The sequence below is a fragment of the Faecalibacterium sp. AF28-13AC genome (assembly GCF_003478405.1).
GTDB classification, from domain to species: domain Bacteria; phylum Bacillota; class Clostridia; order Oscillospirales; family Ruminococcaceae; genus Faecalibacterium; species Faecalibacterium prausnitzii_E.
On record NZ_QUFG01000004.1, the window covers coordinates 270,133 to 286,580 of the forward strand.

The window sequence follows — 16,448 nt, forward strand, 5'->3', positions numbered from 1 at the left end:
TGCCGCCGCACTCATAGTGCGAACAGGGATTTGATGGTCACGAACAGGGCGCTGATCTGTTTCACCAGAATGGACAGGACCACGACCAGCCCTGCCAGTGTCGTCATCATCGCCTGGTCCTCCCGCCCGGAGCGGATCAGCAATTGGTTCAGAACCGCTACGATGATGCCAATGGCCGCGATCTTAAAGATCAGGTCGATCTCCATCTTTTTCATCCTCTCAAATCAGCAAAATTGCAGCCGCCAGCCCCAGCGCAAGGCCAAGCTTATGCGAAAGCTCGTTCGTTTGCCGCAGCTGCGGTGCAAGCTCTGTCTGAAACGTCTCGAACTGCTGAATGTAAAATGCAAGCTGCTGGCATTCCTGTGCTGCTTCCGCATGGCCCAGCCCTGCCATGCACGCCCGGAATGCGATCTGCTCCCGCCGGGTCAGCGCCGGGTCGGGAGCCAGCGTTTGCAGCGAATGCTCTGCCTGCCCCACAAGACCCTCCCGCTGCATAGCACAAAGCAAAGCTCTCAGATCCGTACGCCGGAATTCGATCTCCCGGCGGATGCGTTCCAGTAGGGCAATGGTCTTTTGCAGTGCCTGCCGATGTGCCTCTGCACGGATGCAGACCCCATCGCCAACACACCAGCCGCAGAATACCAGGCAGACCGCCCCGATGCCATGCAAAAAGAGACTGCTCATAAAAACCGCACCTCCCGCACCTGCCCCGGCTCCGCCCGCCCTTTGAGCCAGACCAGCACATGGAGTGCGCCCCGCGCCTGCAGCGCCTGCACCTGGGGGCGTCCGACCGCTTCTTCCGGGGACGCTGCATGGAGCGTTGCGATAAAGTCCACGCCGCTGAAAAACCCCTGTTCGAGCGCTGTCACCTCATCCAGACCGCCCAGCTCGTCCAACAAAAGGATCTGCGGCGAGAGTGTCCGCAGTGCCATCTGCACAGCCTGTCCCTTCGGGATGCCGGAGATCACATCCAGCGCTTCACCGGGGGACTTCCGCCGGGAGCTGCCCGAAAACAACTCCCGCCGCTCGTCGATCACCGAGACCAGTTTTTTCTGGCAGACAAGCTCCCGCGCCATGCTGCGCAGAAGCGTCGTTTTGCCGCTGCCCGGCTCGCCTACGAGAAGCATCCCGATGAAATGCGTCTGCATGGCTGCACACAGTTCCTGTGGGAGCGGGATAGTTTTCTCACGTGCAACGCGCAGGTTGACGGAGGTCAGTTCCTGCAAAACGACGCCCTGTTCCGGGTTTTGCAGAAAGCGCCCACCAAGGCCCGCCCGGCACCCGGAGGGACCCGTCACATACCCCTGTGCGATCTCCGTCTGATGCGTGTGGACCGACCCACCGCACAATGTGAACAAGATCTCCTCCATCTGCTGCGGCGTCAGAAGCATCCGCTGCAAGGAGGCAAGCTCCCGCGCTGTTTCCTGCGGTGTGCAGACTGCCCCGCGCATCGTGAACGCTGGTGCACAGCCCACCCGCAGCCGAAGCTCCTGCACATCGGGCGCAAGGGCCGACGGCATGTCCATAAGCTGCCGAGCCAGCCAGCTCGGCAGCGATTGAACCATCTGATAATACTCGTCCATCCTGCATTCTCCTTCCGCGTCTCTTGTCATCACTGTATGCAGCCGGGCGGAAGATAGAACCGGGCAGCACAAACGCCCGCACAGCGTGTTCCACTGTACGGGCGTTTGATGGGGTTCTTCTTTTATTCAGGACTCCGGAAAGATTCAGGCTTCCGGCTTTGGTTCCTCGTTCAACAGAGCGAGAAACTCTGCTTCGGTCAGCACCGGCACACCAAGGGCCTGTGCCTTGGTCAGCTTCGAGCCTGCCGCCGTTCCGGCCACCACATAGGCCGTCTTTTTCGAGACGGAACCGCTGGCCTTGCCGCCGTTCTTTACGATCAGCGCCTCCGCCTCATTGCGGGAAAGGGTCTCCAGTGTGCCGGTCACGACCAGCGTTTTTCCGGCGAGTTTGTCGCCCTTGGGTTCTCCCTTCCACTGCATATTCAATCCGGCATCCGCCAGACGATGGACAAGGTCGGTCGTGCCGTCTTTTGCAAAGAACTCGGTCACGCTCTGAGCCATCACACCGCCAAAGCCGTCGATCTCGCTGATCTGCTCCTCGGTCGCCTCCCGGATGGCTTCCAGCGAACCGAAATGTTCCGCCAGCAGAGCCGCAGCCTTATCGCCGATGTTCCGGATGCCAAAGCCAAACAGCAGCTTGTCCAGATTGTTTTCCCTGGAGTGCGCGATGGCTTGCAGCAGATTGGTCGCACTCTTTTCCTTGAACTTTTCCAGCGTCAGCAGCTGCTCCAGCGTGAGGGTATAAAGGTCTGCCGCCGAGTGCACCAGCCCCTTATCCACCAGCTGCGTTGCAACCGCCGTACCGAGGCCGTCGATGTCCATGGCATCGCGGGAAGCAAAGTGGATGATGTTGCGGAGTGCCTGTGCCGGGCACTCCGGGTTGACACAGCGCAGTGCCGCCTCATCTTCCAGATGCACAACCGGTGCGCCGCAGGACGGGCAGACTGTGGGCATCTCATAGGGCTGTGCGCCTTCCTCATGGCGGGTCACACCGATGACCTCCGGAATGATATCACCCGCCTTGCGCACCTGAATGGTATCCCCGATGCAGAGGCCGAACTGACGGATGAAGTCCTCGTTGTGGAGCGTCGCACGTGCTACGGTAGTCCCCGCCAGAAAGACCGGGTCAAAGCAGGCCGTCGGGGTCAGAACGCCCGTGCGGCCAACGGCTACTTCGATGCTGCGCAGCGTCGTCTCCTTGACCTCCGGCGGGTACTTGAATGCAATGGCCCAGCGCGGGAATTTGTTGGTCGAACCCATCAAATCGCGCTGTGCAAAAGCATTTACCTTGATAACGGCACCGTCCATATCAAAATCGAGCTTCGAACGGTTCTGGCCGATCTGCTCGATCTCAGCAATGGCGTCTTCGATGTTGTGCACCACGTGATAGCGCGGCGAGACCGGCAGACCCAGGCTCTTGAGGTAGTCCAGACTCTCTGCATGGGTAGTCAGTTCCTTGCCGCGAATCTGCTGCACATTGAAGATAAAGATCGACAGCCCACGGCTCCCGGTGATTTTTGAATCCTTCTGGCGCAGCGAACCGGCGGCTGCATTGCGCGGATTCTTAAAGGGGGCCGCTCCCTGCAATTCCTGCTCGGCGCAAAGGTGCTGGAACGCTTCATGCGGCATATACACCTCACCGCGCACTTCCAGAAACTCCGGTGCATCCTTCAGCTGTTTGGGAATCTTCCGGATGGCTTTGACATTGGCCGTCACGTCTTCGCCGACCACACCGTCGCCGCGGGTGGAAGCCCGCACCAGCGTACCGTTTTCGTATTCCAGGCTGCACGAAAGGCCATCGATCTTGATCTCCACCACGTATTCCGGTTCGACGCCTGCTTCACGCACCCGGCGGTCAAAGTCACGCAGTTCGTCAAACGAAAACGCATCCAACAGACTTTCCATTTTGACCGCGTGTGTGACCTTGGCAAACCGTCCGCTGGGGGTCCCGCCGACATGCTGCGTCGGTGAGTTGGGTGTGACCAGCTGCGGGAACTGTGCTTCCAATTCTTTCAGCTCCCGTGTCAGGGCATCGTATTCAAAATCCTCCAGTTCGGGGGCATCCTGATCGTAATAAAGGCGGTTGTTCTTTTCAATTACCGCGCGCAGTTCTTCCACGCGCTTCTGCGCTTGCTCCAGTTCCAAATACTCCACGCTCCTTTTCTATGAGCTATTATAACATAAAACGGCGCGGCATTCGAGTCAATTTTTCGCTGTAGAAATGTGCCGCTCAAACAAGCTATACGATTTGTATTCTTTTCATTCTATGCGTTTTTGATGTAGATGAAATTTTGTTGCGGACGGCTTTCTCGCGATTTACTCTTTGTTTTATTTTTTCAGTTTCAATCGCATCTGCGTTATTTCAATCCGATTTGTTTTATGAAATCAACGGTTCAAAATCGTCTTGATCTCCGCGAGATCCTTTGCAAAACAGATTCCTTTCTGCCGTTCTTCAGACGACAGGCCCGTTTCGATCATGTGGCTCAGCAGCATCCGCAGGCCGGTATAATAACCATCCAGATCGTACAGAATGCAGGGCGCATCCAGATGCTTCAGCGAGACTTTGGACATCACCTCTGCGATCTCTTCCAGCGTACCTGTCCCGCCGGGAAACGCAATGAACGCATCGCCCAGCTCAATCATCTTCGTCTTCCGTTCGGTCATATCCTTTGTGACGATCAGCTCCGTGAGGCCATCGTGTTGAAGTTCCCCTTTGACAAAGAACTCCGGCTCCACGCCGATCACCTTGCCGCCCGCAGCCAATACACTGTCCGCCAGTGCACCCATCAGGCCGCTTCGGGACCCGCCGTAGATCAGCGCATTCCCGCTCTCCCCAATCCAGCGGCCAAGCTCCTGCACCGCCGCTTTCAGCGTCGGGGTGTTTCCTTCGTTTGCTCCAAGATAAACTGTAATGTTCATAGGTTCTCCTTTCACATCCGGTGCTCAGGTCTTGGGCTGATACTGCACACTGGACACATTGTAAATAGTGACAAACGCCTTGGGGTCCTCCCGGTTGATAAAGTTCATCAGCTTCTGATACTCGCTCTTGTCCACGATGGTAATGATCTCGTTGTGTTTTTCCAGATTGTATGCGCCGATGGCCTCGTACATGGTCGCACCACTGTGCAGATCATTGATGATAAACTGCCGTAGCGCCTCCTCTTTTTCGGTGATGATGCAGACACGGCGCTTGATGCTGTTGTCGAAGATGAAATGATCCAACACGATGCCGTTGAAATAAGTGCCCAGAATGCTCAGGACCACCGTTTTCTTATCATAGACCAGCGCTGCGGAAAGCGCTATGCACATCCCCGACAGAGACATGGCTTTTCCCAATTCCATGTGCAGGTATTTGTTCATGATTTTCGCCACGATATCCAGCCCGCCGGAGGACGCGTTGCGGTTGAACAAAATGCTCAGCCCGATGCTGACCACCAGGATATAGCACACCACGTCCAGCTCCTGACTGCCAGTCATCGAGCCAGCCTCCGGGAACAGCTTTTCAAATAGCCCCAGAAACACTGGCAGCAGCACACTGGTGTAAACGGTCTTTGCGCCAAACTCTCTGCCGCAGGTAAAGAACCCGACAATGAGAAGCACAACGTTCAGGATCATCGTAATGACTGACAAGGGCAGCGGCACAAAATTGGACAGCACGATGCCAAGGCCGGAAATGCTGCTGATGGATGTATGGCTCGGCACCAGAAAAAAGTAGACGCCCGCCGCAACGATCGCGACCGCCCCGGTCAGGACGGCCATCTCTTTCAGCAGTGCACCTGTCTTTACCTTCATATCATTCATCTTTGCTCCTCCAGAATCAAATTCTTTTCAACACAGTATACCATGATTTTCCCTTTTCGGAAAGGACCTGCACAAAAAAGACCCCTGCGGTGCATCCAGAACCGCAGAGGTATCGTTGCATTCTTATCGGTTTGCAAAATTCAGCGCCAGCAATGCAAACATCCAGAACCGTGTCCGCGCCGCCTTCGACAACACCGATGGCTTTCATGGAGGAGTGGATGAGAATTGTCTCGGTGCCGGTCAGCCCCATGGCAGCAAGATCCTGCTGGAGGGTCTGTTTTGTGTATGTCGTTGGGTGTTTTCAGATACACCCTAATGAAAAAGGCGTATCGTCTCTTGAATGTCATACCACTGGTTCCTGTTTGCCGTTTTTACCTGCTTCAGCCAAACATTTGACAAAGAACCAAGAAAGCCCAGAATCATTCGAATCAACGAACAATTCTGAGCTTTCTCATGCCACCGGCGGGGCTTGAACCCGCACTCTGTCGCCAGAAAGGGATTTTAAGTCCCTCGTGTCTGCCAGCCTTCGGCAAATTCTATTTTTATTCGCTGTATCGTCTGATTTTTCGTTACGAGAGAGATTTTTTCTTCGTAAGCGAGAGAGATTCGCACTTTTTTGATAAGACGATATTACCATATTTTTCGCTCCATGTCAATCATGTAAAATTGTTTCATCTTGTCGTGCTTGATCTTCGGAGCGTCCGGGACCCGGGGCGTTTGCCCTTGCCCAGATGCGCTCCTCAGGGTGGATGTGATGACGGGTTGAATTACGGTTTGATTGGTGCATTGATGGGCGAAATTGAATGATGGGTTATCGCTGATTTTTTGAAGAATAAATTTTGAAGCGATTGAAGTTGTTTTTATGCGCTGACTGCCTTGATGAATTCTCACCTGTGATGCTCGTTGCTGTTTATTTGCCCAATCCCTACTTTGCCTGTGCTCTCCCCCCTTCTACCTCATCTGCTGAAATTTCACCGGAAGTGATTTTGAGGGATGAAATGAAAAACGTGTATATTTGTTCGATATGAAGCAATTCGTCTATTATAAAACCGCCTGGATGAGATTTTGTAGCCACACCCACACGGTTTGAGGTTTGAAAAGATTACTTTAGTTCAGTGCAAGGTTCAGACAGCGTAGCCCTTGTTTTTGATGACTTCCACGACCTGAGAGACGTACTTCTGGCAGGTATCGTGGTCAGGGGCTTCCACCATCACACGCACGACCGGTTCAGTGCCGGACTCACGGACAAGGATACGGCCAGTGTCACCCAGTGCCTCGGCTACGGACTTGACTGCTGCCTGCACTGCTTCGTCATCCTGTGCGGCCTTCTTGTCGGTCACACGAACATTCTCCAACACCTGCGGGTAGATCTTCAGGGGCTCCGCCAGCTTGCTCATGGGCTGCTTTTTGGCCAGCATGACTTCCCATTGATCAAATCACAGCGCAATCTACTTTAGAATAGAAGTTTCCTATCACCTCACAAATCTTATTTGACACTTTGCTATCAACACATGCCAAATTTCGTCCGCTTCCTATTGCTCTTATAAAAGCAACAAGTTCATAACGGATGCCTTCACCATCCAGTTGATAGAAATATCGTTTGTTCTGTGACGCGTCTTCATATCGAATCTCAAAATAATCTGTTTTCCACCACGGTGCTGGAACATAAATATATCCTCTTGTCCCAGAAATAATTAGTTCACCTTCTGATTTGACCCACTTGGCAACTGTTGCAGATGCAACTGCGTGATCGTAAAGGAAAGTGATCCTTGTAAATTGATCATGACCCTCATCATCAATATGGGTAATAATATTTTTAGTTTTGTAATCATTCCCCAGTATGTTAAATATCGGAAGCATCGCTGTAGGACCCCAATCGCAAATGCTATCCCACGCATCTTCTGCAATGGATCGTAGGCTAGTACAGGTAGCATCAACAGAATAGATTTCGCCAATCTTTCCCTCTTTTGCCAGCAAAAGCAACCGTGAATATGCTGTCGCATAGGCCGTTTTAAGCGCATCCATCAGAATACAGCCCTTTTTTGCCGCCAACGAGAATAGTTCTGTGCTCTGCCTCTCGTTTAATGCAACAGGCGGTTCGCATAAGACATGTCTTCCCTTTTCCAACGCACTTTGAATTTGTTCGTAATGATGTTCAGGAGTAGAAACGATGTAGACTGCATCCACTTCCTCAAGTAATCTGTCATAGTCCTGTGTTATAAAAGGAATCTCCTCGAAATATTTCGGATTTTCTGTACACACACCAGCAATTTCCAGCCCATTGACAAATTGTGTTTCTCGGATGTACTTTTTAGCAATATGAGAATCGCCAATGATTCCAAGTCGAACTTTTCGCTCCTCTGAACGGATTTCCGAACTGGAAACACCTTCTGTGCGTTCCAAATATACTACTTTACAATATTCTTTTAGGTAGTCAAATTTCCCGATCCAATCCGATCCAACAGTGAAAATATCCACATCGTACCTGCGAATATCATCGATTTTTTGACCCTCATATTCTTCTACAATGATCTTATCCGCAAGCCCGGTGGCACGTACAGCCTCAATACGCTCCATCAAAGACTGTTGTACATTGATTTTTCCACGGGTTTTATCAAAATCATCCGCTGTAACACCAACGATCAGATAATCTCCCAATGCTTTTGCACGTTCTAGCAGCTTGATATGACCATAATGAAGCAAGTCATACGTCCCGTATGTAATTACTTTTACCATTTCTTGCTTCCTCTCACATTTCACAAAAGTCCACGCCTCTGTAAATCCTTAAAAGCATTCACAAGCGTGGTGTTGTCCTCTTTTGTCAATGCACCAATATGCCCCACACGGAAAATGGTCTCTTTCATTTCTCCACCATTGGGACAAATCCAAATACCATACTCATCTTTGAGCATCGTAAAAACATCATAGGCCGATACATTCAAAGGATGCAACGGTGTAACTGCATTGGACATCGACTCAGAAACGATTTCAAAAGGCAATCCCTTAATCTTATCTCTAAAATCTTGAGCAAGTTCCGCAATTTTCTTTGTTTCGTTCTCAACCCCGCCTGCAGCTTCAATTTCTTTTAGACGGGCATTGATCTGGCGTAAAGTACCAACTGCTGGTGTAAAGGGTGTTTGTCCCCGCTCGCCATTTTTAAGAGCAGACTTCAGATTCAGATACATACACTTCACATCACGCTCTTCTACACGCTTGACTGCTTCATTAGATAAGACAATAACTGACACACCCGGAGGACAAGCCAATGCTTTCTGGGAACCAGTAATCATTACCTGTACACCCAGTTTGTTCATATCAAAATCGTCTGCAAGGAAAGAGCTAATGGCATCCACGACCAGAAAAATTCCGTTTTTCTTACAAAACTCACTGATCATCTCAATGTCATAGTGAACACCTGTTGAGGTTTCATGTACATTCACAAGGAATCCAGTAAAGCCTTTCCCATCGTACATATCCAACTGTTCTTTTTTGAGTGCTTTACCTTTCTCTAGCTTGATTTCCTCATACGGGATCTCATGAATTTGGCACAACTCAACAAAACGCTGGCCAAAGCTGCCGCCGTTTACAACCAAAACTTTATCTGTCTTATCAAAGACATTCATAACAGTTGCTTCCATAGATGCCGTACCAGAGCCAGTGATAAACACCGCTCTTGCGTCATCGCCCGCTTTCGCAAACTTTTTTATCAGCTTTTCATTTTCAAGCATAACAGCAGAGAACTCTGGCGTTCTAAAATATGGAACCTGTTCTGCGCCAATAGCACGCACTACATCATCCGACATTACCGGGCCAACTGTAAAATTAAGCATCTTCATCCTCCAATTTCAAATTATTAATTCACTTGTTTTCAACACTTAAAGGGATTCATTGTCTTTCGTTTCAGTGACAGAACGTTTGCTTTTGTTTTTTCGTAATCCTTATATATAGAAGTTGCCCCCTCCCACAGTGTTTCATAAAATTCCATCTGGCCGAAAATATCAAATTCATGATTCACTTTTAGCTTCATTTCATGGAAGCTTCGTAGCCGTCTCATGCACTTCTTGACATCTTCGTAATTCGATGGATCACATAGTCTGGCTCCTTCCAGAAACTCTGTGATTTTATAGCCATTTCCCGGGTTGATATATGCAATATCATCGCAGATATGCTTTCCATCAATCGTTTGGTAAACTGCAGCTTCTTGTCGGCGGTTAATTAACTGGTCTGTTTCCTCTCCAGGAATACGCATGATATATTTCTTTCCTTTACAAGTAAACAGGAAAAAACGATTCGTCATACCCTTTTTCAAGACCGTAATATCTGTAACGTCTTTCTCCTTTGCTTCTAAGGCTCTGCAAATCACCCGAATGACATCTGTTTTTAACTGATTAGAGTCGCTGTCAATTTCTCGTATAGCAGTTTTCAATAATACGGCAGAGAGTGCTTTAACTTTTGAGCAAAAAGAGGTATAACAGAGGCAAAGAAGGTGAGAACTATGCTGCACAATGAAGCTCGAAAATTGATTCTGGAAGCATACGACAAAGGCGTTAGCGTAAAAGAACCGGCAAAGAGCTTTTCTGTAAACACCTGTTCGATATATCGTTTGCTGAAGCGTCGGAACGAAACAGGCAGTTACGAAACTCAAACGAATCTCCGTGGAAAGAAGCCCAAATTGTCAGATGTAGATCATCAGCACATCCTTTCGCTTCTGGAAAAACAGCCGGATATCACATGTCTGGAAATCATTGAAACGTTGGATTTGCCTGTCAGTATTGATACTGTCTGGCGTTTTCTTCAGAAAGCAGGATACCGCCGGAAGAAAAAGTCTCTTCATGCCAATGAACAGGAGCGTCCCCGATGTGGCGCAGAAGAGAAAAGACTGGAACGGCCTTATATCTGGATTCAAGGCAAGTGACCTTGTGTTTCTGGATGAAAGCGGATGCAATACGGATATGACAAGGCGGTATGCCTATTCGCTTGGAGGAAGCAGAGCTGTTGATTCCGCACCACTTTCTAAGCCCAAGAACACGACCATTCTGTCATCGATTCAGTTGGATGGGACACTACGCTATACGACTTTCTCAGGCGGAACAACTGAGGAGAGGTTTAAGCGGTATCTGGAAACTGATTTGCTGCCTCATCTGAACGGAAATTCTGTTCTCATAATGGATAATATGAAGTCGCACCATGCAAAGGCAGTGAGAAATCTGCTGGACAGCTCCGGTGTTCGATGCATTTATCTTCCACCATATAGTCCTGATCTGAATCCTATTGAAAAGCTCTGGTCGAAGGTGAAGTCTTTCCTTCGTAAATTCAAGGCACGGACCCTGGATACTCTTCCGAACGCGATACAATGTGCTTTTCAGACAGTTTCGCCTTCTGACTGCTCAGGCTGGTTCCATTCCTGCGGCTATTCGCCTTATTTTTGAAAATTGCTATAATTGCTCATAGGTGTTAATTTCCACAACATCTGTCGAATGAACCACACGAGCCGCAATAATCATTCGATCCTTGTTATAAAGTGCTTCTTCCCAGAACGCTCCATCGTATCGCTGATTTTTGCAAAGTTCATCAACACGTTCTGCAACGGTGTCTGCATTCTCTTTCACCAAATAGCAGATACCGATCATTGCATTGCCGCCAGAGCTTTCTGGCACAGTTACCAGTTCCATCTTACGATTGACGCGAACATTGCTTTCGTTGTCCACCAGGTCACTAACCATATACCAGGAATACAGTTCATGGCGGTGGAAGGGGTTCCTGTCACACCAAATATCGCATGGAATAATGTACACATTTTCCAAATGTTCTTTTGCAAGTTTGACTGAATGCAGTTTATTCTTTGCCGCATAATCTGCATTTACTACTAGTTCCACGCCATATTCATCAATCAAATACTCGTATTTTTCTTTCATGAAGCCTACAACTACATAGATTTCTTTAATCCCCACCTCATGAAGCTGCTTGATAATACGTTCAATAAACGGCTCACCATTAACTTCCAAAAGACCCTTTGGCATCTCCATATTGATTGGAACCATGCGCATACCAAACCCTGCTGCCAAGATAATAGCTCGCTGCGGAGTTTTCTGCTTAAACTCAGTTATGGCTTTCATTGTGGGGCGAATAGAATCATCCAGCTACTCAGCTTTAATGAGTTCCTTGAGTGAACGATTTACTACTCCTAACGAATGTCCTGACACTTCTGCTAAAATCCGTTGATTGATAAAAGGTTCCAGCAAAAGTGCGTTCAGGATGTCACTTTCTTGTTTGTTCATGTACCTTCTTCCTTTCGTTTTTATGAACATTGAGCGTGCTTAAACAGCTTCCTATACGGTATAGCAAGCTGTTTTTAAGAATAAAGTTATAAACAATTTTCTTCTATAGCTTGAATCTGGTTTTTTAACGAATAGTTTATCACGTAATTGCTGCAGTATTCGCTCATGTTTTTATACAATTCTGAGGTCGTTAACAACTCAAGTAATTTTATAGCATATTCTTCTTCATCTCTTGCAATAAAACCGCAATTTTCATTTTGTGACAGCTCATCTGTACCTGCTACGGGTGTGGAAACAAAAGGCTTTCCAAAATACATTGCTTCAACTAATGTTGTTGGAAATCCCTCGCTATGTGAAGTTAAGCAGAAAACCTTGCAGTGCTTATAGTACGCATATGGATTTTTCTTATATCCAACACATTCAATCTGCGCTTCCAGTTTGTACTCTCTAATTAATCTGATGGCCTCATTAAATAAGACACCCGTACCAAGCATTTTTGCTGTTACAGAAAGCCCCAAATCATTTAATCGTTTAACAATCCGAATAAACTGCAAAGGATCTTTATTCTCGTCAAAACGATTACAATACAGCAGCTGGAAATCCGTTACAGTTCCTTCTGGCACCATACCGGAGAAATCATAACCGTTATATATTTTTATGATTTTATCTTTGAATTCAGGAAATACGGCAGCAATTGATTTCTCTGTAGCATTCGATATTGCCACAATCTTATTTACAGAGCTTAATGCTTTTCTTTGCTTGTTTCTTAATCTCTTATTTTCCTCCAAATCATAAATCGCACTATGTATCCAAGCTATACGCTTTTGGCTATTTCTGCTCAATAGAAACGTTGGAATAAGGTAATTAAATGATATTTCTACATCATATATCTTTCTAAGATGCATTTTTCTTATTAGACCCGGGAATAATTTAATTAAGGAAGAATTTATTAGTTTATTGTATATTTTTGAAAACATATCCTGTCGCGTAATGTCGACAATCGGAGGCAAAATTTTGATATTGCCATTTACGGGTTCCATTTTATCTGCGTGAAGGTATTCCAGAACATCAATATCGTATTTTTCGTAATCCAGATTGTTAACAATATTTGCAAGTATCTTTTCTGCACCGCCGCCATAACTAAAGGACCAAATAATAAACAGCACTTTTTTCTTTTTCATTTTACATAAGCTCCTGGTAATTACGTTTCCGCATAATTACCTCCTTAATGAATACAACGGCTAATGCTTGAAGGAGGTAAGTAGCAATTACACCGGTCAAACCATAATGCTGTACGGAGAAGAGTAATAGCCCCAAATATCCAGCATTTACAACTAACAATATGGGAATATTGTATTTAACATAGCCCAACGCCATGAAAAGGTTATGGGTACCCATCGAGGAATTTGAATAACAACTATATCCAATGTACAGAATCAAAGGAATTACATACTCGTTTGGATTACTAATGAGATATTTCAGCCAAAGGGAATGTGTTGCTACTACGAATATAGTACTGATGCTAAAAAGCGATAACATAATCAGCTTTAAATGATTTGATAATTTTCTTGCACTTGCGACATCTTTCTGCGAAATCATCTTATTCATTTCAGGATAAATTACCTGACTTATTGGATCTCCTAATTTATTTATTACAGATCCGATATTTCCGAACACACTATACACGGATGTGGCTTCAAATCCTAAATATTTATTGATGATCAGTGATGTAATTTGATTTACCGGCAAATCAATTGTTGAAGTCAAATTGCTGTATAAGCTAAACTTTAAAAAATCAGGACACCATTTCAGTTTTACTTTATAGAAGTCAAGCAACTTATGCTGAGCCAGAGTTTTTAGAGTATAAAAGTTCATTAGTAAAAATTTTGCTGCGTTCGCTATACAGTCTACTAAAAAAAACGCTTTAAAATCACACCTGAGTACAAAGCACCCTAAAAAACCTACACATCGTATAACTGCACAAGATATATTAGATGTTACAACGTACTTATAGTTTTCAAAGTATCTTAGTACTCCAATTGTGGTTCCCTGAAAATTGAGCATATAAACACATAGATAGAAAATACAATACTCTGATATTGCACGATCCCAACCCATAATATTGATCACAACGTCCTTTAATATCACTCCAAAGAACAAAGTTGCTACAAGGCAAAATGCATCCAACATTACGGCCCACTTAATATAAATCTTTTCGGACTCGTGATCATTGTCCCTCTCGGCTTTAGCTAAGTACTTAATTAAGGATTGAAACGTTTTAAACGAAAACAAGCCATAAAACAAATTCGTATATGTCTGAACGGCAACAAGGATACCGTGTTTATATGAACCAATTGCGTTAATTATAAATATGGTTGCCAAAAAGCCAAATACAGAGCTTATTCCCTCGCCAGAAAAAATCAGCAAGAAGTTTCTGGCAAGGTGACTCTTAAATATTCGATCCTTAATATTTTTGATTTTTTCTCTCATGTGTTACAGCCATTTCCTTTACAAATTCTCTTACAGAATCATATTGTCCACAGAAAATTTTTCACGTTCTACTGAAGGAAAATTATATAGATATTGCGGCAATTTGCTTTCAATATAGTGTGCTTCGTCAGAATATTCCATATTCCTGTTAAATATTTGTGTGTTCTTTTTTGATTTTTCCGGGACAAATTTAGTCAGCTTGTCCTTATGCAAGGTTTTCGGAATATCAAGAAAAGAAAGAATTTGAAAAACAGAACTATCATAATTATAAATCAAGTCTTCAAAGTGAATTCTTAATATATTTCTATTTTCCACCTGTTTTTCGGCCTGCCTCATCTTACTATAATTGCTACAGAATTTCTCTACATCAAATGAATATGGAACAGTCGCATTCGCTTTTCTCCAGTAATATTTGTTCAGAAGAAAAACATCCCTTGGATCACGATCAACCACAATCACCTTACAATTATCCTCAAAGTAATTCTCTATTCGATACAGGTTATGCGGCAAAACAAGCTGATCTAATATTATATTTGAATTCGATATTCCCATTTGCAAGAAAAATTTATCCAGTAAAATCTTTGCTCTCGAATAGAACTCAGACGGAGTCGTGTATGAAAGCCACATTTCCTCATACCTTAGACCCGGCTTTGGTACCACTTTTCCAAACGATAATAATTTTATGATCTTAGCCAAGGTTTTCTCTATATATATTTTTACATTAGGGTTTTCTTGATAATACCAATAGACATCCTTAGTCCTTTCATCCATGAGCGAGCTGATGAATTCCACGCACCAGCTCATAAAATCAGAACCAACCTTATCCTTATAATCAGCAACCCAATAATATTTATTGGTGTATAATGTTTTCATACAACTATAAAATGCATGAAGGGCTTCGTCACTGCGAAAAGCATTGTTTCCTTTTAAGAGTTTGTCTTCCAAATCAAATACTCCGTTAGGGCAATGCATAAAAACATACTCAAAGTTTCCGTTGGAGCAAGAGTATCCATCTACCTCACTCAGAAGATCTGTTACAGCGGACGACCCCGAACCCATATATCCTGTTGGTATAACAATTTTATTCTCCATGTGGTTACCTCCTCACTTTATAATAGAATAGAATCCAATCCCTTTGGCAGCGTCAAGTATCTTATGTTTAATCGCCAATCATTTAAATACTGCCGCAAAGCAGGCTGTTGGCATTTTATGATAGCTCGTATTATATTTGCCTTGTTCAACCTAGTTTATATTATTTCGAATAGTAACATACTTCTCTCTTTCCTTCATTTTTAGATGCTCAATCAGATTCCTATAAAAGTATTTGTTTCTAGCAATTCGAAAGAAATCATATATTCTGACTAAATTGAATTTTTTAGCCTTCATATTAGCCTTTACAAATTCATACATTTCGAGAGTTGCAAAATCATCTTTATATTTGACTGAATTCAAGTATTTCTCCAGCATTTCCACAGACGGAACATTTTGATAGGCTCCATTGTCAATAAGATAGTACATTGTCAGCTTTTGTCGGATATTTGCCTTACTTGAAACACTCTCTGTACGGATTCTATAATACAACCCATATGCAGGCATATTACCTATTTTAAACCCATTTTGGATTACCCTGAGAATGAAGTCAAAATCCTCGCAAGCATAAACTAATCTATATCCGTTTAATTTTTCGAATACTTCTCTTTTTCCAAGCCACGTTGGATGTAAGACACAGCCTCCATATAATTGATATTCCTTGATTTTTTCATGAGCGGTTGGGACGTTTAAATATCCTATTTCTTTCCCATTTTCATCTATTTTTATAGCATTACACCCTACCATATCGTAGCTTTTTACCTGTAAAAATTCGAGCTGCTTTTCTAAGCGATCTTTTGTTGCAATATCATCCGCATCCATTCTTGCAATATACTCGCCGATGGCGTCCTTCAATCCAGCATTAAGTGAACTAACAAGTCCAATATTGCTTGGGTTGACTATATATTTTATTCTTGAATCTTCTCTGGCATATGCAGCAAGCAAGTCTGCCATATCTGCTCGCTTTGGATTGTCATTTACAATAATCAATTGAATGTTTGTGTATGTTTGAGACAGTATTGACTCTATGCTAAGTTTTAGATATTTCAGTGGTTCATTATAAGTACATAACAGGACACTTATTATCTCCATCAAATTTCCTCTCAATCTTTTTTAGCAGAAATTATCTTTTGTGGTTATCCCTTTACGCTCGGTTTCCCATAGGTCCAGCAATGAAACTTTTAAGGAGGCAGAATGTAATCAATAA

Annotated in this window: 18 protein-coding genes, 1 tRNA gene and 1 pseudogene; 2 read left to right on the forward strand and 18 right to left on the reverse strand. The window is 45.1% G+C overall.

Annotated features, from left to right (window positions below):
- Positions 1-11: 11 nt before the first annotated feature.
- The 12 genes and pseudogenes from spoIIIAC to DWY95_RS07635 form a co-directional block, all read right to left on the reverse strand.
- On the reverse strand, positions 12-206 hold the full coding sequence (spoIIIAC, locus tag DWY95_RS07585) for a stage III sporulation protein AC (protein WP_022257164.1): 195 nt from the start codon (positions 204-206) through the stop codon (positions 12-14).
- Positions 207-219: 13 nt separating this feature from the next.
- Positions 220-684, reverse strand: a complete 465-nt coding sequence (locus DWY95_RS07590; protein WP_118553014.1) for a hypothetical protein — start codon at positions 682-684, stop codon at positions 220-222.
- Positions 681-1,583 (reverse strand): ATPase, T2SS/T4P/T4SS family, encoded by a 903-nt coding sequence (locus DWY95_RS07595; RefSeq protein ID WP_118553015.1) that lies wholly within the window; start codon positions 1,581-1,583, stop codon positions 681-683. The genes DWY95_RS07590 and DWY95_RS07595 overlap by 4 nt, the downstream gene beginning before the upstream one ends.
- A 144-nt stretch (positions 1,584-1,727) precedes the next feature.
- Positions 1,728-3,737, reverse strand: coding sequence for an NAD-dependent DNA ligase LigA (gene ligA / locus DWY95_RS07600; RefSeq protein WP_118553016.1), 2,010 nt, complete (start codon positions 3,735-3,737; stop codon positions 1,728-1,730).
- 231 nt (positions 3,738-3,968) lie between these two features.
- Positions 3,969-4,502, reverse strand: coding sequence for a TIGR00730 family Rossman fold protein (locus DWY95_RS07605; protein WP_118553017.1), 534 nt, complete (start codon positions 4,500-4,502; stop codon positions 3,969-3,971).
- Between the two features lie 24 nt (positions 4,503-4,526).
- Positions 4,527-5,384 (reverse strand): YitT family protein, encoded by an 858-nt coding sequence (locus DWY95_RS07610; RefSeq protein ID WP_118553018.1) that lies wholly within the window; start codon positions 5,382-5,384, stop codon positions 4,527-4,529.
- Between the two features lie 16 nt (positions 5,385-5,400).
- Positions 5,401-5,634 carry an AAC(3) family N-acetyltransferase gene (locus tag DWY95_RS17375; RefSeq protein WP_243082647.1) on the reverse strand — a complete coding sequence of 78 codons (234 nt, stop codon included), beginning with the start codon at positions 5,632-5,634 and terminating at the stop codon, positions 5,401-5,403.
- A gap of 204 nt (positions 5,635-5,838) precedes the next feature.
- Positions 5,839-5,915: transfer RNA gene (locus tag DWY95_RS17015), tRNA-Leu, on the reverse strand.
- Between the two features lie 593 nt (positions 5,916-6,508).
- Positions 6,509-6,808, reverse strand: a pseudogene (locus tag DWY95_RS07620) (phosphoglucosamine mutase); the annotation flags it as partial.
- 7 nt (positions 6,809-6,815) lie between these two features.
- The gene (locus DWY95_RS07625; protein WP_118553019.1) at positions 6,816-8,120 is read right to left on the reverse strand and encodes a Gfo/Idh/MocA family oxidoreductase; all 1,305 of its coding nucleotides are present in this window, start codon (positions 8,118-8,120) and stop codon (positions 6,816-6,818) included.
- Positions 8,121-8,140: 20 nt separating this feature from the next.
- Positions 8,141-9,214: an aminotransferase class V-fold PLP-dependent enzyme gene (locus DWY95_RS07630; RefSeq protein ID WP_118553020.1), complete on the reverse strand. Its 1,074-nt coding sequence runs from the start codon at positions 9,212-9,214 to the stop codon at positions 8,141-8,143.
- Between the two features lie 38 nt (positions 9,215-9,252).
- Positions 9,253-9,888, reverse strand: coding sequence for a choline/ethanolamine kinase family protein (locus DWY95_RS07635; RefSeq protein WP_243082649.1), 636 nt, complete (start codon positions 9,886-9,888; stop codon positions 9,253-9,255).
- Here DWY95_RS07635 and DWY95_RS07640 point away from each other — a divergent pair.
- Both DWY95_RS07640 and DWY95_RS07645 read left to right on the forward strand, forming a co-directional pair.
- Complete coding sequence (locus DWY95_RS07640) at positions 9,880-10,299, forward strand: transcriptional regulator (RefSeq protein ID WP_118553021.1); 420 nt, start codon at positions 9,880-9,882, stop codon at positions 10,297-10,299. The two genes, DWY95_RS07635 and DWY95_RS07640, sit on opposite strands and share 9 nt — an antisense overlap.
- Positions 10,244-10,813, forward strand: a complete 570-nt coding sequence (locus DWY95_RS07645; protein WP_158577537.1) for an IS630 family transposase — start codon at positions 10,244-10,246, stop codon at positions 10,811-10,813. The genes DWY95_RS07640 and DWY95_RS07645 overlap by 56 nt, the downstream gene beginning before the upstream one ends.
- A 6-nt stretch (positions 10,814-10,819) precedes the next feature.
- On the opposite strand, the gene DWY95_RS07650 is transcribed toward DWY95_RS07645, so the two are convergent.
- The 6 genes from DWY95_RS07650 to DWY95_RS07670 all read right to left on the reverse strand — a co-directional run bounded on the left by DWY95_RS07650 (position 10,820) and on the right by DWY95_RS07670 (position 16,333).
- On the reverse strand, positions 10,820-11,500 hold the full coding sequence (locus DWY95_RS07650; RefSeq protein ID WP_243082651.1) for an NTP transferase domain-containing protein: 681 nt from the start codon (positions 11,498-11,500) through the stop codon (positions 10,820-10,822).
- 24 nt (positions 11,501-11,524) lie between these two features.
- A complete protein-coding gene (locus DWY95_RS17380; RefSeq protein ID WP_243082654.1) occupies positions 11,525-11,662 on the reverse strand; it encodes a winged helix-turn-helix domain-containing protein in 138 nt (45 codons plus the stop codon).
- Positions 11,663-11,748: 86 nt separating this feature from the next.
- Positions 11,749-12,843, reverse strand: coding sequence for a glycosyltransferase (locus DWY95_RS07655; RefSeq protein ID WP_118553023.1), 1,095 nt, complete (start codon positions 12,841-12,843; stop codon positions 11,749-11,751).
- Position 12,844: 1 nt separating this feature from the next.
- Positions 12,845-14,152 carry an oligosaccharide flippase family protein gene (locus DWY95_RS07660; protein ID WP_118553024.1) on the reverse strand — a complete coding sequence of 436 codons (1,308 nt, stop codon included), beginning with the start codon at positions 14,150-14,152 and terminating at the stop codon, positions 12,845-12,847.
- Between the two features lie 30 nt (positions 14,153-14,182).
- Positions 14,183-15,244 (reverse strand): sulfotransferase domain-containing protein, encoded by a 1,062-nt coding sequence (locus DWY95_RS07665; protein ID WP_118553025.1) that lies wholly within the window; start codon positions 15,242-15,244, stop codon positions 14,183-14,185.
- A 150-nt stretch (positions 15,245-15,394) separates the two neighbouring features.
- Positions 15,395-16,333 carry a glycosyltransferase gene (locus tag DWY95_RS07670; RefSeq protein ID WP_118553026.1) on the reverse strand — a complete coding sequence of 313 codons (939 nt, stop codon included), beginning with the start codon at positions 16,331-16,333 and terminating at the stop codon, positions 15,395-15,397.
- Positions 16,334-16,448 lie beyond the last annotated feature (115 nt).

What these genes read in the sequence shown, in the direction of transcription:
- DWY95_RS07665 (WP_118553025.1), bottom strand. Translation starts at nt 15,244, where the DNA reads ATGGAGAATAAAATTGTTATACCAACAGGATATATGGGTTCGGGGTCG.
- DWY95_RS07610 (WP_118553018.1), bottom strand. Translation starts at nt 5,384, where the DNA reads ATGAATGATATGAAGGTAAAGACAGGTGCACTGCTGAAAGAGATGGCC.
- DWY95_RS07630 (WP_118553020.1), bottom strand. Translation starts at nt 9,214, where the DNA reads ATGCTTAATTTTACAGTTGGCCCGGTAATGTCGGATGATGTAGTGCGT.
- DWY95_RS07670 (WP_118553026.1), bottom strand. Translation starts at nt 16,333, where the DNA reads ATGGAGATAATAAGTGTCCTGTTATGTACTTATAATGAACCACTGAAA.
- DWY95_RS07640 (WP_118553021.1), top strand. Translation starts at nt 9,880, where the DNA reads ATGCTGCACAATGAAGCTCGAAAATTGATTCTGGAAGCATACGACAAA.
- DWY95_RS17375 (WP_243082647.1), bottom strand. Translation starts at nt 5,634, where the DNA reads ATGGGGCTGACCGGCACCGAGACAATTCTCATCCACTCCTCCATGAAA.
- spoIIIAC (WP_022257164.1), bottom strand. Translation starts at nt 206, where the DNA reads ATGGAGATCGACCTGATCTTTAAGATCGCGGCCATTGGCATCATCGTA.
- DWY95_RS07605 (WP_118553017.1), bottom strand. Translation starts at nt 4,502, where the DNA reads ATGAACATTACAGTTTATCTTGGAGCAAACGAAGGAAACACCCCGACG.
- DWY95_RS07650 (WP_243082651.1), bottom strand. Translation starts at nt 11,500, where the DNA reads ATGAAAGCCATAACTGAGTTTAAGCAGAAAACTCCGCAGCGAGCTATT.
- DWY95_RS07625 (WP_118553019.1), bottom strand. Translation starts at nt 8,120, where the DNA reads ATGGTAAAAGTAATTACATACGGGACGTATGACTTGCTTCATTATGGT.
- DWY95_RS07595 (WP_118553015.1), bottom strand. Translation starts at nt 1,583, where the DNA reads ATGGACGAGTATTATCAGATGGTTCAATCGCTGCCGAGCTGGCTGGCT.
- DWY95_RS07660 (WP_118553024.1), bottom strand. Translation starts at nt 14,152, where the DNA reads ATGAGAGAAAAAATCAAAAATATTAAGGATCGAATATTTAAGAGTCAC.
- DWY95_RS17380 (WP_243082654.1), bottom strand. Translation starts at nt 11,662, where the DNA reads ATGAACAAACAAGAAAGTGACATCCTGAACGCACTTTTGCTGGAACCT.
- DWY95_RS07590 (WP_118553014.1), bottom strand. Translation starts at nt 684, where the DNA reads ATGAGCAGTCTCTTTTTGCATGGCATCGGGGCGGTCTGCCTGGTATTC.
- DWY95_RS07655 (WP_118553023.1), bottom strand. Translation starts at nt 12,843, where the DNA reads ATGAAAAAGAAAAAAGTGCTGTTTATTATTTGGTCCTTTAGTTATGGC.